The sequence below is a fragment of the Pseudomonas sp. FDAARGOS_761 genome, assembly GCF_013343155.1.
Taxonomy (GTDB): domain Bacteria; phylum Pseudomonadota; class Gammaproteobacteria; order Pseudomonadales; family Pseudomonadaceae; genus Pseudomonas; species Pseudomonas aeruginosa.
On record NZ_CP054572.1, the window covers coordinates 2,065,281 to 2,077,662 of the forward strand.

Here is a 12,382-nt window from a genome sequence, read left to right on the forward strand (position 1 = left end):
AGCGTCAGGCCAGCATGCCGAAGCGTTCGGCGTATTCCTGGGGGCTGACCGAAAGATGCTTGTGGAACGTCCGCCGGAGGTTTTCCGGATGGCCGAAGCCGCACAGCCGGGACACCGTGGCGATCGATGCCTGGGCGTCCTGCAGCAGGGCGCGCGCGGCCTCCAGGCGAACCCGCTCGACGTAGCGACCGGGCGCCACGCCCAATTCCTGGAGAAATACCCGGGACAGCGTACGCGGGCTCATGCAGGCCCGGTCGGCGAGGGCTTCCAGGGACAGGTCGCCGGCGAGGTTGGCGGGAATCCACTCCAGCAGCGCGGCCAGGCGCGGGGTGCGGCTCGGTTCCGGGGTCAGCCAGGCGCTGAACTGGGCCTGGCCGCCTGGACGCTTGAGGAACATCACCAGGCGTCGCGCGACGCTGAGCGCCAGGCTGCGGCCGAGGTCGGCCTCGACCAGCGCCAGGGCCAGGTCGATGCCCGCCGTGACGCCGGCCGAGGTGAAGATGTGGGCGTCGCCGTCGCGGCACTGCGGGTCGTAGGTGTGCAGGCGGTCGCCTTGCACATGGACGCCGGGAAACCCCTGGCGCAGCGTCGCCACGTCGGCCCAGTGGGTGGTCGCCGGGTGCCCGTCGAGAACCCCGGCGGCGGCCAGGATCAGCGCTCCCGAACACACCGAGCCGAGCCGCCGTATGCGCGGTTCGGCGGCTTTCAGCCAGGCGAGCAGGTCGGCGTTGCGGGTCTGCGCCTCGACACCGAGGCCGCCGGGCACCAACAGGGTGTCCAGGCTTTCCGGCGGACAGTCGCGCCAGGCGAGGTCGGCGCAGATGCGGATGCCCGCGGAACTGGGCACCGCTTCGCTACGCTCGCCGAGCACCTGTATCCGGTAGAAAGGCGGCAGACCCTGGCGCTGGCGTTCGACGTTGGCCGAGGCGAATACCTGCAGCGGTCCGGTCACGTCCAGGCTCATCACGTCGGGATAGATCAGGCAGGCAATCAGGCGTGGTTCGGGCATGGCATGACCTCATGGCGATGGCGGCAGTCTGGCCTCCTTCGGACCTGGCCGCAATGCCAGTTGGCCCACGGATCTTGCCATTCGCTCGCCGGGGCGTCCCGCTGCGCCGATGGCTGGTATCGCCTCGGCACGCCGCATGCCCTATTGTCTGGTAACGGGTGATGGCTTTTTGACTCATCGCTGTAGAGGCGCCAGGGTATTGTCGTCCAGGCCTGTTCCAGCGTTCGGTCCGAGGTAGGGGAGTCAGCATGCTTGCACGCGACGGCCTGGTACAGGCTGGTCTGCCGGATAATCCGTATGCGCGCCAGTTGCGCAACGGTTTTCGTTGGTTGCGGTTCGAAAAGGAGCTGGAAAACGAGTTTCGCGAGTTTCTCAGTTGGAACTCGCTGATGCAGCGGCGTGCTGCCATCGGGGTGGCGTTCCTGATCTGGGCGCTGTTCATCGTGGCCGACTGGATGATGGTGGACATCCGCCTGCACCCCAGCCTGTTCGAGCAACTGCTGGGCGTGCGCCTGGGAATGATCGGCCTGCTGCTGGTGGTCTGGCCGGCGGCCTTCCTGCCCAGCCTGCGCAAGGTCGGCGATGCCATCGCCCCCTACTGCCTGCTGCTGATCAACCTGGCGGTGCTGGCCTGCGACGTGCTGTTCGAGTGGCATGGGGTGCCGCGCTTCACCCAACTGGGCGCGACCCTGGGCATCCTCGCGGTGTTCTTCCCACTCGGCCTGGCGTTCTGGGCCTGCGTGCGCCTGGCGTTGCTGTGCCTGGCCCTGAACCTGGCGGTATTCCTGCTCTTCGGCGGCGAAGAGAACCTGCGCACCAACCTGCTGAATACGCTCTACAACGGCCTGGTGGTGCTGATCTGTTCGTTCGCCCTGTACCTGCAGGACTACGCCCAGCGCGAGCAGTTCCTCGGCCGGCGGCTGCTGGGCATGATGGCCGAACAGGACAGCCTCACCGGCCTGGTCAACCGACGCTACTACGAGCTGCTCGCCCAGCGGGCCCTGGAGCAGGGCGCCCGCGAGGAAAAGGGGGTGGCGCTGATCCTGGTGGATGTCGACGACTTCAAGGCCTACAACGACCACTACGGGCATCCGGCCGGCGATGCCGCCCTGCGCCAGCTTGGCGTCGTGCTCCGGCAGGGCGCGCGGCGGCCGCTGGATATCGCCGCGCGCCTGGGCGGGGAGGAGTTCGCCGTGTTGCTCTACGACAGCGAGGAGGGCAACACCCTGGCCATCGCCGAGCGCCTGCGGCAGGCGGTGGAGGCGCTGGGCATCGAGCACCTGGGCTCCAGCGCCGGCCCCTGCCTGACCATCAGCCTGGGGGTGGCCTATTCGACCTCCGGCATGGGCCTGGACGCGCTCTATCGTGAGGCCGATCGTGCGCTCTACGAGGCCAAGGATGCAGGGCGCAACGCGGTGCGCGTGGCGTTCCGTCAGCACGACCGCCTCGAATAGAGGAAACGAAAAAGGCGCCCGTGGGCGCCTTTCGTCGTATGGAGCGGCTCAGCCTTGGCTGGGCATACTCCAGTCCTGCAGGTTGTAGCCGTTGTGGCTGAGTTCTTCGCGTGCCTGTTGCAGCAGGCCGGCAAGCTGCTCCGGATCGGAGTAGGCGGAGCTCGGAATGCGTGCACGGCCCAGCAGGCGGGTGCCGGTGCGATCGACTACGGACAGGCTCAGGCCGCCGTCACTGCCTAGCTCGGACCAGGCAACGCACTGGTATGGCTGGAAGGCGCGCCCGGTGATCAGCAAAGCCTCGTTGAAACGGAGCGTAGCGTTCATGGGAGTCGGTCTCTCTCGTTCATGTCTGTGTGGAACATGGGTGGCGCTTCCCGGCTCCACCGTGTTCGGTCACGCTAACTGATGCTTTCGAAAGCGAAAAAGTCACGGCGTGGCGCGTTTGTGCAACAGGTTGTCGCTTTTTCGAAGGGTTTAGGCGTGCCGAAGCGGTTAGGCGCGGTGTTTTGTCGCAGATTTCCAGGAGCGCGGCCAGGCCGCCTTGCGCTCGCCGCCCGCGCCTGCACAGCCTAGAATGGCGGCCCACCTGTGGCAGCGGACCGCTTCGCATGGATATCGACCTCGCCCGTACCTTCCTGGAGATCGCCCGCAGCGGTAGTTTCGTCGCTGCCGCGGAACGCCTGCACCTGACCCAGACGGCCGTCACCGCGCGCATCCAGAACCTCGAAGGGCAACTCGGCTGCCGGCTGTTCGTGCGCAACCGCGCGGGCGCGCGCCTGACCGCCGACGGCGAACACTTCCTCGGCTACGCCAGCCAACTGGTGCAGACCTGGGATGCGGCGCGACGCGACCTGCCGCTGCCGGACGGCTTCCGCAACCTGCTCAACCTCGGTGGCGAGGTCAGCCTGTGCAATCCGTTGCTGCTGAACTGGATGCGGCGCCTGCGCGAGGCGATTCCCGGCCACGCCGTGCGGGTCGAGATCGGCCAGGGCGCCGACCTGCTCAAGCAACTGGAGCAGGGCGCGCTGGACGCCGCGCTGGTCTACCAGCCGGAATACTGGCCAGGGCTGCAGGTCGAGCAGTTGCTGGAGGAGAAGCTGGTGATGGTGCGTTCCGTGGTATCCGCGGAGCCTTATCTCTATGTCGACTGGGGCCCGGATTTCCGCAGCCAGCACGATGCCGCGCTGCCGGACCGGGCCAAGGCCGCGCTGGCCTGCAACCTCGGGCCGCTGGCCCTGCAGTACATCATGCAGAACGGCGGTAGCGGCTATTTCCGTACCCGGGTGGTGAGCAGCTACCTGGATGGCGGCACCCTGCAACGGGTCGAGCAGGCGCCGGAGTTCGCCTACCCGACCTACCTGGTGTACTCCCGCGAGCGCCTGTCGCCGACCCTGCGCCATGCGTTCCAGTTGTTGCGCGAAGTGGTCCGCGAGGACAGCGACTGGTCGCAGCGCTGGGACTACGTGATCTGATCGGCCTGGCCCAGGTGCTGCAGCCAGTTGCGGTAGAGCGCGGCGATCAGGTCGGTCTGGCTGACGATGCCGACCAGGTAGCCGGCTTCGTTGAGCACCGGCAGGCAGTGCAGGCCTTCGTCGGATAGCAGCGAGACCAGCTCGACGGCGTGGGTGTCGGCCTGTACGCAGACCACTGGGGTGGTCATGATCGTCTTCAGCTTGGTCCCGCGCAGGAAGCGCAGGCGCTTGAACGGGCTGCCGTCGGGGCGGAAGTGCTTGAGCAGGTCGCTCTGGGTGACGATGCCGGCCAGCCGCCGATGCTCGTCGAGCACCGGCAGGGCCTTCAGACGGTGGTCCTGCAACTGCTTCCAGGCGTCGTCGATGAAGGTCTCGGTGCTGGCGGTCTGCACGTCGCGGGACATGATCCGTGCCGCGGTCAGCTCGCCCATGCGCCGGCGTAAGGCGTAGCGCTCGGTGTGGTGGATCAGTCGCTCGAGGTCGTCGCGGGTGATGTCGACGTATTCGCCGAAGTCCTGCAGCGCCTGGTCCAGGTCCCGGGCGGAGAAGTCCGTCCGCGCGCTCGGCGCCAGGTCGCGGGTGCCATGGAGATTGGCCCGCGGCGGCTGGTAGGGCCGCGGGTAGGGAGAGCGCATCAGGTTGTTGTAGAGCAGCGCGCAGCCGATCAGCACCAGGGTGGAGAGCAGGATCGGCCAGACCACGTCGATGCCGAGTTCGCTCAGGGACGGGTTGAGGGCCACGCTCAGGGCCAGCGCGCAGCTCGGCGGATGCAGGCAGCGCAGGGCGAACATCAGCAGCATGCCGAGGGCCATGCCGACCAGGGCCGGGGCCAGTTCGTGCCCGAACCAGTAGGCGCTGAGGCCGCCGGCCAGGGCGGCGACCAGGTTGCCGCCGAGCATCGACCAGGGTTGCGCCAGGGGGCTGGAGGCGAGGGCGAACAGTAGTACGGCGGATGCGCCGAGCGGCGCTGCCAGGCGCAGCGCCAGTTCGCTGCCGAACAACGCCTGGCAGGCGAATACCGCGGCGAGCGCGCCGATGCAGGCACCGAGTCCGGCGCGCAGGCAGTCGCGCGGTCGAGCGTTCAGGGTCAGGGGGCGGAAGCCTTTCAGCCAGGTGCGTACGGCGGTGCTGGGGGAGTCGTTCATGGAACTCTTCGAAGCGAAAGAAAGGGGCCGTTGCCGGCCCCGCAAGGCACTTTCGTGCTGGAGGCATCCATCCCTGGATGATGGAGTCGGTTCAGGCGAGGAACGGCGGGCCGGCGGCCTCGCGGGATTCCTCGAGGGGGCGGACCACCTGCCGGCAGATCTTGCCGGTATCCCGGGCGACCCGGCGGGCGGCCTCGGGATCGTCGGCGAACGGCAGCAGGGCGGCCTGCTCGCGTTCCTCGCGGGTACTGCCGGCGAGGCTGAGCGCGAGGCCGAGCACCAGGGTGGGGAGGCACAGCAGGGACCACAGCATGTTCAGGCCCCCTGGCCGGCCGCCAGGACCGGCTGCCGCTGCTCCTGCGCGCTGCGCAGGGTCCGCCAGGTGTTGTAGGCCATCAGCAGCATGCCGCTGGCGAAGGTGGCGCCGCCGAGCAGGCGCACCACGTAGCCCGGATGGCTGGCCACCAGCGCCTCGACGAACGAGTAGGTGAGCGTGCCGTCCTCGTTGATCGCCCGCCACATCAGGCCCTGGGTGATGCCGTTGACCCACATCGAGGCGATGTACAGCACGGTGCCGATGGTGGCCAGCCAGAAGTGCGCGTTGATCAGGCCTATGCTGTGCATCCGCTCGCGGCCCCAGAGTTTCGGGATCATGTGGTAGAGCGTGCCGATGGAGATCATCGCCACCCAGCCGAGGGCGCCGGCGTGGACATGGCCGATGGTCCAGTCGGTGTAGTGGGACAGCGAGTTGACCGTCTTGATCGCCATCATCGGGCCTTCGAAGGTGGACATGCCGTAGAACGCCAGGGACACCACCAGGAAGCGCAGGATCGGGTCGTCGCGCAACTTATGCCAGGCCCCGGAGAGGGTCATCATGCCGTTGATCATGCCGCCCCAGCTCGGTGCCAGGAGGATCAGCGACATCACCATGCCCAGCGACTGCGCCCAGTCCGGCAGCGCGGTGTAGTGCAGGTGGTGCGGACCGGCCCAGATGTAGATCGAGATGATCGCCCAGAAATGCACGATGGACAGGCGATAGGAGTAGATCGGTCGCCCGGCCTGCTTGGGCACGAAGTAGTACATCATGCCGAGGAAGCCGACCGAGAGGATGAAGCCGACCACGCTGTGCCCGTACCACCACTGGATCATCGCGTCGGTGGCGCCGGAATAGGCAGAATAGGACTTGCCCAGGCTCACCGGCAGCAATGCGTGGTTCACGATATGGACCATCGCGGTGACGATGATGAAGGCGCCGTAGAACCAGTTGCCGACGTAGATGTGCTTCACCTTGCGGCGAGCGATGGTGCCGAAGAACAGGTAAGCATAGACCACCCAGACGATGGCCATCCACAGCGCCAGTGGCCATTCCATCTCGGCGTATTCCTTGGAGGTGGTGTAGCCCAGCGGGTAGCTGACGATCATCCCCACGATCGCCGCCTGCCAGCCCCAGAACACGAAGCGCGCCAGGGCGTCGGAAATCAGCCGCACGCCGCTGGTGCGCTGCACCACGTAGAAGGAGGTGGCGAACAACGCGCTGCCGCCGAAGGCGAAGATCACCAGGCTGGTGTGGATCGGGCGGATGCGGCCGAAGCTGGTCCAGGGCAGGTCGAGGTTGAGCGCCGGCCAGACCAGCTGGGCGGCGATGAACACCCCCAGGCCCATGCCGAGGATGCCCCAGACCAGGGTCATCAGGGTGAACTGGCGGACGACGTCGTAGTTGTAGCCGTCCGGATCTTTTCTGCTATCCGTATCGTTCATGGTCGCTGGCACGCCGGGCCCCGGGTCCGGCCGGCTGGCGAGCAGGCGCGACCCTCGGGTCCTCGTTGGGTTATCGGTATTTTTCTGGGTATCCCGTTGCCGGGTCGATGGAGTGCGGAGGTCGGATCTTCGTCTGGAAGGCTCGGAACAGACGGCTCATGGCACTGGTGGACATTCTAGGAGGGGAGCTTTATTCGTCTCCAACGAATAATGTTGCTATTACAGTGCAAAATTATTGAATTGAAACGGAGGGGACTTCCGGGGCAGGGCGCACAACCGCTTCGTGGGATGTGCGCCAGGGCGGCTATCCGCCCTCCGCGATGGTGCTGCCGGCGATGGCAGGCTCAGCCAGTCTTTTTCTTCTTCGGCAGCAGGCGCTTGACCAGCAGCACCCCCGCCAGCACCACGGCGCCGGCGACGATGCCGAACAGGAAGTTCAGCAGGGTCGGGGTGATCGCCGCCAGCAACGGGCCCAGCGTGGCGATGCCGGCGACGCTCTGCGCGGCCTGTTCGATGGCGTGGTGGACCACCGGGATACCGTGGGTGAGGATGCCGCCGCCGACCATGAACATCGCCGCCATGCCGACCACCGACAGGCCTTTCATCAGGTACGGCGCGGTGCGCAGGATGGCGCCGCCGAGCCCTTGGGCGAAGCCGCTGTCGCGCTTGGACAGATAGAGGCCGGCGTCGTCCAGCTTGACGATGCCGGCGACCAGGCCGTAGACGCCGATGGTCATCACCAGGGCGATGCCGACCAGCACCAGCACCTGGGTGGTGAAGCTGGACTCGGCGACGGTACCGAGGGTGATGGCGATGATTTCCGCGGAGAGGATGAAGTCGGTACGGATCGCGCCGCCGATCTTCTGCTTTTCCAGGGCGGCCACGTCGACATTGGCCGCCAGCGCTGCCTCGTCGGCGTGCTCGTCGTCATGGGGCAGGTACTTGTGGGCGATCTTCTCGAAGCCCTCGAAGCACAGGTAGGCGCCGCCGAGCATCAGCAGCGGGATCACCGCCCAGGGCGCGAAGGCGCTGATCAGCAGGGCGGCGGGGACGAGGATCGCCTTGTTCCGCAGCGAGCCCTTGGCTACCGCCCAGACCACCGGCAGTTCGCGGTCGGCGTTGACCCCGGTGACCTGCTGGGCGTTCAGCGCCAGGTCGTCGCCGAGAACGCCGGCGGTCTTCTTCGCGGCGACCTTGGTCATCAGCGAGACGTCGTCGAGCACCGCGGCGATATCGTCGAGGAGGGTGAGGAGGCTGGCTCCGGCCATGTTTGGGTTTCCTTACTGGTAGGGGGCGCGAGACGCCTATTTGACAATGGAACGGTGTCAGCGAACAGAGAACCTTCGATTCCTGGGATAGGCGATCCCCTGAGATGGTTCCGAAGCCGCCCCGTGGGCGGCTAGAATACGCGGCTGTCCGCCTCTGCTGAAACAGGTCGTTACGGAATGAGCTTTTCCCTGCTCCGCCTGGTGGGATTCATCCTCGGGCTTTTCCTGGTCACCCTGGCGGCCAGCATGCTGATCCCGATGCTGACGCTGGCGCTCTTCCAGCGCTACGACGATTTCGACGCCTTCCTCTGGTCGAGCCTGCTCACCGCGGCTGCCGGCCTCGCGCTGGTCTTGCCGGGACGGCCGGCTCACGTGCATTTTCGTGCCCGGCACATGTATTTCCTGACCACCGCCAGTTGGGTGGTGGTCTGCGCCTTCGCCGCGCTGCCGATGGTGATGGCTCGGCACATCAGTTACACCGATGCGTTCTTCGAGACCATGTCGGGCATCACCACCACCGGCTCCACCGTGTTCAGCGGGCTGGACCAGATGTCGCCGGGCATCCTCATCTGGCGCTCGTTGTTGCACTGGCTCGGCGGCATCGGTTTCATCGGCATGGCGGTGGCGATCCTGCCGCTGCTGCGTGTCGGCGGCATGCGCCTGTTCCAGACCGAATCCTCCGACTGGGGCGAGAAGGTGATGCCACGCTCGCACATGGCGGCCAAGTACATCCTCGGCGTCTACGTCGCGCTTACGCTGCTGGGCGTGCTGTGCTTCTGGTGGGCGGGCATGACCCCCTTCGAGGCGTTCAACCATTCGATGGCCGCCATCTCCACGGGCGGCTTCTCCACCTCCGACGCTTCCCTCGCGCACTGGCCGCAACCGGCGGTGCACTGGGTCGCCGTGTTGTTCATGATCCTCGGCAGCCTGCCGTTCACCCTCTATGTCGCGACCCTGCGCGGCCATCGCCTGGCCTTGCTCAAGGACCACCAGGTGCATGGCTTCATCGGCTTCCTGGCGGTGACCTGGCTGGTTTTCGCCTTCTGGCTCTGGCTGAATTCCGATTACGGCTGGTGGGATGCGCTGCGCCTGGTGGCGGTCAACGTGACGTCGGTGGTGACCACCACCGGTTTCGCCCTGACCGACTACACCACCTGGGGAACCTTCGCGGTCATGCTGTTCTTCTACCTCACCTTCGTCGGCGGTTGCTCGGGCTCCACCGCCGGCGGGTTGAAGATCTTCCGCTTCCAGGTGGCCTTCGTGTTGCTCAGGGCCAACCTGCAGAACCTCGTGCATCCGCGGGCGACCATCCGGCAAAGCTACAACGGCCATCCGCTGGACGAGGAAATCGTCCGCTCGCTGATCACCTTTTCCTTCTTCTTCACCATCACCATCGGCGTGATCGCACTGGGGTTGACCATGCTCGGCCTCGACTGGGTCTCCGCGTTCACCGGTGCCGCGACCGCCGTGTGCAACGTCGGGCCCGGGCTCGGGCCGATTATCGGACCGGCGGGAAACTTTTCCAGCCTGCCGGACATGGCCAAGTGGCTGCTGACCCTCGGCATGCTGCTTGGTCGGCTGGAGATTCTCACCGTACTGGTGCTGTGCACCCGCGCGTTCTGGCGCTTCTGATCAGCCTTCGCGAGACAGGCTGGCGAGGGCCAGGCGGGCGATGGCCAGCTCGGCGTCGGTCTCCTCGCGGCTGCCGTCCTCGTCGAACCAGGCCGCCGAGAGTCCGGTCCAGGCCAGGATCCACAGCAGCAGGCGGCGGCGTTGCAGGCCGCTGGCGGCGACGACGATCTCCAGCTGGCGCTCGAAACGGCCGGGCGCCTGGGCGGTCTTCGCGTCGGGATTGGTGAACAGGTTGGCGTAGTCGTAGCCGCGCTCGCCGTAGAGCCGCTTGGGGTCGATGACTTGCCAGCCGCGCTCGCCGAAGTCGAGCACATTGCCGTGGTGGATGTCGCCATGCAGCGGGCGCTGTTCGCGAGCGGTCTCCAGCAGGTAGCGGGCGGCGTTCGCGCAGTCGACGTAGAGCCCGCCGTAGCGGCGCTCGGCGGCATACAGCGAGTCGAACCAGCGCTCCAGCGGGGTCAGTTCCGGCAACGGACCCGGGCGCGGGGCATGGATGCGTTCGATGGCCTGGCAGAGGATACGCGTAGCCTCGTCGTCGTCGCCGCGCTTGACCATCTCCAGCAGCGAGCGCCCGCCGGTGGCACGCTCCATCAGCAGCGCCTGGTGGTCGTAGGCCAGCACCCTGGCCGCGCCCTGGCCGTCCCACCAGTTGAGCAGTACGTGGCCGAAACGCTCTTCCTCGGCACTGGATATCTTCAGCATCGCCGCTGCGCCGCGATGGCGCACCGGCAGCAGGCGGCTGCTGTGGGTGGCGAAGGGCTCGCCGTCGGGTTGCAATGCCCAGCGCTCGAGGTAGGGCGAGAAATCGAGGGATTCGTTCACGGTCGGTCTCAGGCGCCCAGGCGCTGCTGGATGAAGTCGAGGAAGCACTGGATGCGCAGCGCCAGTTGCGAGTTGCGGTAGTAGACGGCGTGGATCGGTTGCCGGTATTCGCTCATCTGTTCGGCGAACAGCGGCACCAGGCGCCCGTCCTGGATATCGCGGTCGGTCATGAAGCTGGCCAGGCAGGCGATCCCCTGGTGGCTCAGGGCCAGTTGGCGGAGGGTCTCGCCGCTGGAGGCAGAGATATCCGGCTGGATCTCCAGGCGATCGCCGTCGGCGTGCACCACCGGCCAGCGGTTGAGGTGCTCGGGCTGGGTGAAGCCGAGCAGGGTGTGCCCTCGCAGCCCCTCGATGCTCGTCGGCATGCCGTGGCGGGCCAGGTACTCCGGGCTGGCGAGGATGTGCAGGCGGCTGGCGCCCAGCGGCCGCGCGTGCAGGGTGGAGTCGCTGAGTGCGCCGATGCGGATCGCCACGTCGGTGCGTTGCTCCAACAGGTCGATGATCAGGTCGTTGGTGTTGAGTTCGAGCTGGATGTTCGGGTACAGCCGGCGGAACTCGCCGATGTGCGGCACCACCGCGTGCAGCATGAAGGGCGAGGCGGCGTTGATCCGCAGGCGCCCGGCGGGGCTCTGCCGGCGCAGGGCCAGGCGTTCCTCGAGCGCCTCCATCTGCTGCAGGATCTGCCGTGCCTGGTCGAGGAAGTAGCGGCCTTCCTCGGTCAGCTCCATGCGCCGGGTGGTGCGGTTGAGCAGGGTGGTGCCGAGCTTGTGCTCGAGGCGCGAGAGGGTCCGGCTGACGGCCGAGGCGGTCAGTCCCATCTGTTCCGCGGCGGCGCTGATGGAACCGCTGTCGACTACACTGACGAAGCTTTGCAGTTCATCGGAGTTGGCTTTCATTCGTGACTCCAGGGCAATCATTGCCGAAGCATAGCGATGTTTTCGGCAAGGACTGAAGAGGCACGCGTGCCCGCAGGAGGTTTTCATGCCCGGCCACCGCATCACCCTCACCGGAGAAAAGCAGACGCTCCTGATCACCCTCTACGCCAAGGCGCTGGATAGCCGCCTGGACGATTCCATCCTCCATGACCGTTTCGCCGAGGAGGCGGTGCGGCAGATCGACTTCGACTTCTCCAGGGTCGCCCTCGGCAAGGGCAACGAACGGGCCCTGGCCATGCGCTCGCATTACTTCGACCAGGCCTGCCGCGACTTCCTCGGCCGCCATCCCGAGGGGCAGGTGCTCAACCTCGGTTGCGGCCTGGACAGCCGTATCTACCGGGTCGATCCGCCGGCCGAGCTGCCCTGGTTCGACCTTGACTATCCGGAAGTCATGGACCTGCGCGAGCGACTCTACCCGCCGCGCGCCGGCGCCTATCGGGCGCTGCGCCACTCGGTGGACGACGACGGCTGGCTGCAAGGGGTGCCGCGCGAGCGGCCCGCCCTGGTCCTGGCCGAGGGGCTGATGCCTTATCTGCGGGAGTCCCAGGTGCGACGCCTGGTGGAACGCCTGGTCGACCACCTGGGTAGCGGCGAGCTGCTGTTCGACGGCTACGGCCGCCTCGGCATCATGCTGCTGCGCCTGTATCCGCCGCTGCGCGAGACCGGGGCGCAGGTGCACTGGAGCATCGACGACCCGCGCGAACTCGAGCGGTGGCATCCGGCCCTGCGCTTCATCGAGGAGGTCACCGACTATGACCCGCAGGACGTTGCCAAGCTGCCGCAGTCGTCGCGGCTGATGCTGCCGATCTACAACGGCTTCGCCTTCCTGCGGCGGATGGGGCGGCTGATCCGCTACCGTTGGCCCAGGGTCTAGGCGCCGCAGGCGA

Annotated in this window: 12 protein-coding genes; 4 read left to right on the forward strand and 8 right to left on the reverse strand. The window is 66.9% G+C overall.

The genetic code is table 11. The annotated features are described in order from the left end of the window. Positions 1–4 precede the first annotated feature (4 nt). Complete coding sequence (locus FOC67_RS09850) at positions 5–1,009, reverse strand: GlxA family transcriptional regulator (protein WP_003088040.1); 1,005 nt, start codon at positions 1,007–1,009, stop codon at positions 5–7. A 248-nt stretch (positions 1,010–1,257) separates the two neighbouring features. On the opposite strand from FOC67_RS09850, the gene FOC67_RS09855 reads away from it, so the two are divergent. Next, positions 1,258–2,463 carry a diguanylate cyclase gene (locus tag FOC67_RS09855; RefSeq protein WP_003088044.1) on the forward strand — a complete coding sequence of 402 codons (1,206 nt, stop codon included), beginning with the start codon at positions 1,258–1,260 and terminating at the stop codon, positions 2,461–2,463. A 48-nt stretch (positions 2,464–2,511) separates the two neighbouring features. Here the strand turns inward: FOC67_RS09855 and FOC67_RS09860 are convergent, their stop codons facing one another. Then, the gene (locus tag FOC67_RS09860) at positions 2,512–2,787 is read right to left on the reverse strand and encodes a hypothetical protein (protein ID WP_003098204.1); all 276 of its coding nucleotides are present in this window, start codon (positions 2,785–2,787) and stop codon (positions 2,512–2,514) included. 284 nt (positions 2,788–3,071) lie between these two features. Between FOC67_RS09860 and FOC67_RS09865 the strand changes: the two genes are divergently transcribed. Next, positions 3,072–3,935 (forward strand): LysR family transcriptional regulator, encoded by an 864-nt coding sequence (locus FOC67_RS09865; protein WP_003108721.1) that lies wholly within the window; start codon positions 3,072–3,074, stop codon positions 3,933–3,935. Here FOC67_RS09865 and FOC67_RS09870 read toward each other — a convergent pair. The 4 genes from FOC67_RS09870 to FOC67_RS09885 form a co-directional block, all read right to left on the reverse strand. Continuing rightward, a complete protein-coding gene (locus tag FOC67_RS09870; RefSeq protein ID WP_003139903.1) occupies positions 3,923–5,080 on the reverse strand; it encodes an HPP family protein in 1,158 nt (385 codons plus the stop codon). The genes FOC67_RS09865 and FOC67_RS09870 overlap by 13 nt on opposite strands. 91 nt (positions 5,081–5,171) lie before the next feature. Further along, on the reverse strand, positions 5,172–5,393 hold the full coding sequence (locus tag FOC67_RS09875; RefSeq protein WP_009314588.1) for a hypothetical protein: 222 nt from the start codon (positions 5,391–5,393) through the stop codon (positions 5,172–5,174). A 2-nt stretch (positions 5,394–5,395) separates the two neighbouring features. Then, entirely contained in the window at positions 5,396–6,838 is a 1,443-nt protein-coding gene (gene ccoN / locus FOC67_RS09880; RefSeq protein ID WP_009314587.1) for a cytochrome-c oxidase, cbb3-type subunit I, read from the reverse strand. Positions 6,839–7,182: 344 nt separating this feature from the next. Further along, the gene (locus FOC67_RS09885; protein ID WP_003088054.1) at positions 7,183–8,106 is read right to left on the reverse strand and encodes a DUF808 domain-containing protein; all 924 of its coding nucleotides are present in this window, start codon (positions 8,104–8,106) and stop codon (positions 7,183–7,185) included. 177 nt (positions 8,107–8,283) lie between these two features. Between FOC67_RS09885 and FOC67_RS09890 the strand changes: the two genes are divergently transcribed. Continuing rightward, positions 8,284–9,738 carry a TrkH family potassium uptake protein gene (locus tag FOC67_RS09890; RefSeq protein WP_003088056.1) on the forward strand — a complete coding sequence of 485 codons (1,455 nt, stop codon included), beginning with the start codon at positions 8,284–8,286 and terminating at the stop codon, positions 9,736–9,738. Here FOC67_RS09890 and FOC67_RS09895 read toward each other — a convergent pair whose 3' ends face one another. Then, complete coding sequence (locus tag FOC67_RS09895; protein WP_003088058.1) at positions 9,739–10,560, reverse strand: aminoglycoside phosphotransferase family protein; 822 nt, start codon at positions 10,558–10,560, stop codon at positions 9,739–9,741. Positions 10,561–10,568: 8 nt separating this feature from the next. Then, positions 10,569–11,456, reverse strand: coding sequence for a LysR family transcriptional regulator (locus tag FOC67_RS09900; protein WP_003088060.1), 888 nt, complete (start codon positions 11,454–11,456; stop codon positions 10,569–10,571). 85 nt (positions 11,457–11,541) lie between these two features. Between FOC67_RS09900 and FOC67_RS09905 the strand changes: the two genes are divergently transcribed. Further along, positions 11,542–12,369 (forward strand): class I SAM-dependent methyltransferase, encoded by an 828-nt coding sequence (locus FOC67_RS09905; RefSeq protein ID WP_003088063.1) that lies wholly within the window; start codon positions 11,542–11,544, stop codon positions 12,367–12,369. Positions 12,370–12,382: the final 13 nt, after the last annotated feature.

What these genes read in the sequence shown, in the direction of transcription:
- FOC67_RS09850 (WP_003088040.1), bottom strand. Translation starts at nt 1,009, where the DNA reads ATGCCCGAACCACGCCTGATTGCCTGCCTGATCTATCCCGACGTGATG.
- FOC67_RS09855 (WP_003088044.1), top strand. Translation starts at nt 1,258, where the DNA reads ATGCTTGCACGCGACGGCCTGGTACAGGCTGGTCTGCCGGATAATCCG.
- FOC67_RS09860 (WP_003098204.1), bottom strand. Translation starts at nt 2,787, where the DNA reads ATGAACGCTACGCTCCGTTTCAACGAGGCTTTGCTGATCACCGGGCGC.
- FOC67_RS09865 (WP_003108721.1), top strand. Translation starts at nt 3,072, where the DNA reads ATGGATATCGACCTCGCCCGTACCTTCCTGGAGATCGCCCGCAGCGGT.
- FOC67_RS09870 (WP_003139903.1), bottom strand. Translation starts at nt 5,080, where the DNA reads ATGAACGACTCCCCCAGCACCGCCGTACGCACCTGGCTGAAAGGCTTC.
- FOC67_RS09875 (WP_009314588.1), bottom strand. Translation starts at nt 5,393, where the DNA reads ATGCTGTGGTCCCTGCTGTGCCTCCCCACCCTGGTGCTCGGCCTCGCG.
- ccoN (WP_009314587.1), bottom strand. Translation starts at nt 6,838, where the DNA reads ATGAACGATACGGATAGCAGAAAAGATCCGGACGGCTACAACTACGAC.
- FOC67_RS09885 (WP_003088054.1), bottom strand. Translation starts at nt 8,106, where the DNA reads ATGGCCGGAGCCAGCCTCCTCACCCTCCTCGACGATATCGCCGCGGTG.
- FOC67_RS09890 (WP_003088056.1), top strand. Translation starts at nt 8,284, where the DNA reads ATGAGCTTTTCCCTGCTCCGCCTGGTGGGATTCATCCTCGGGCTTTTC.
- FOC67_RS09900 (WP_003088060.1), bottom strand. Translation starts at nt 11,456, where the DNA reads ATGAAAGCCAACTCCGATGAACTGCAAAGCTTCGTCAGTGTAGTCGAC.
- FOC67_RS09905 (WP_003088063.1), top strand. Translation starts at nt 11,542, where the DNA reads ATGCCCGGCCACCGCATCACCCTCACCGGAGAAAAGCAGACGCTCCTG.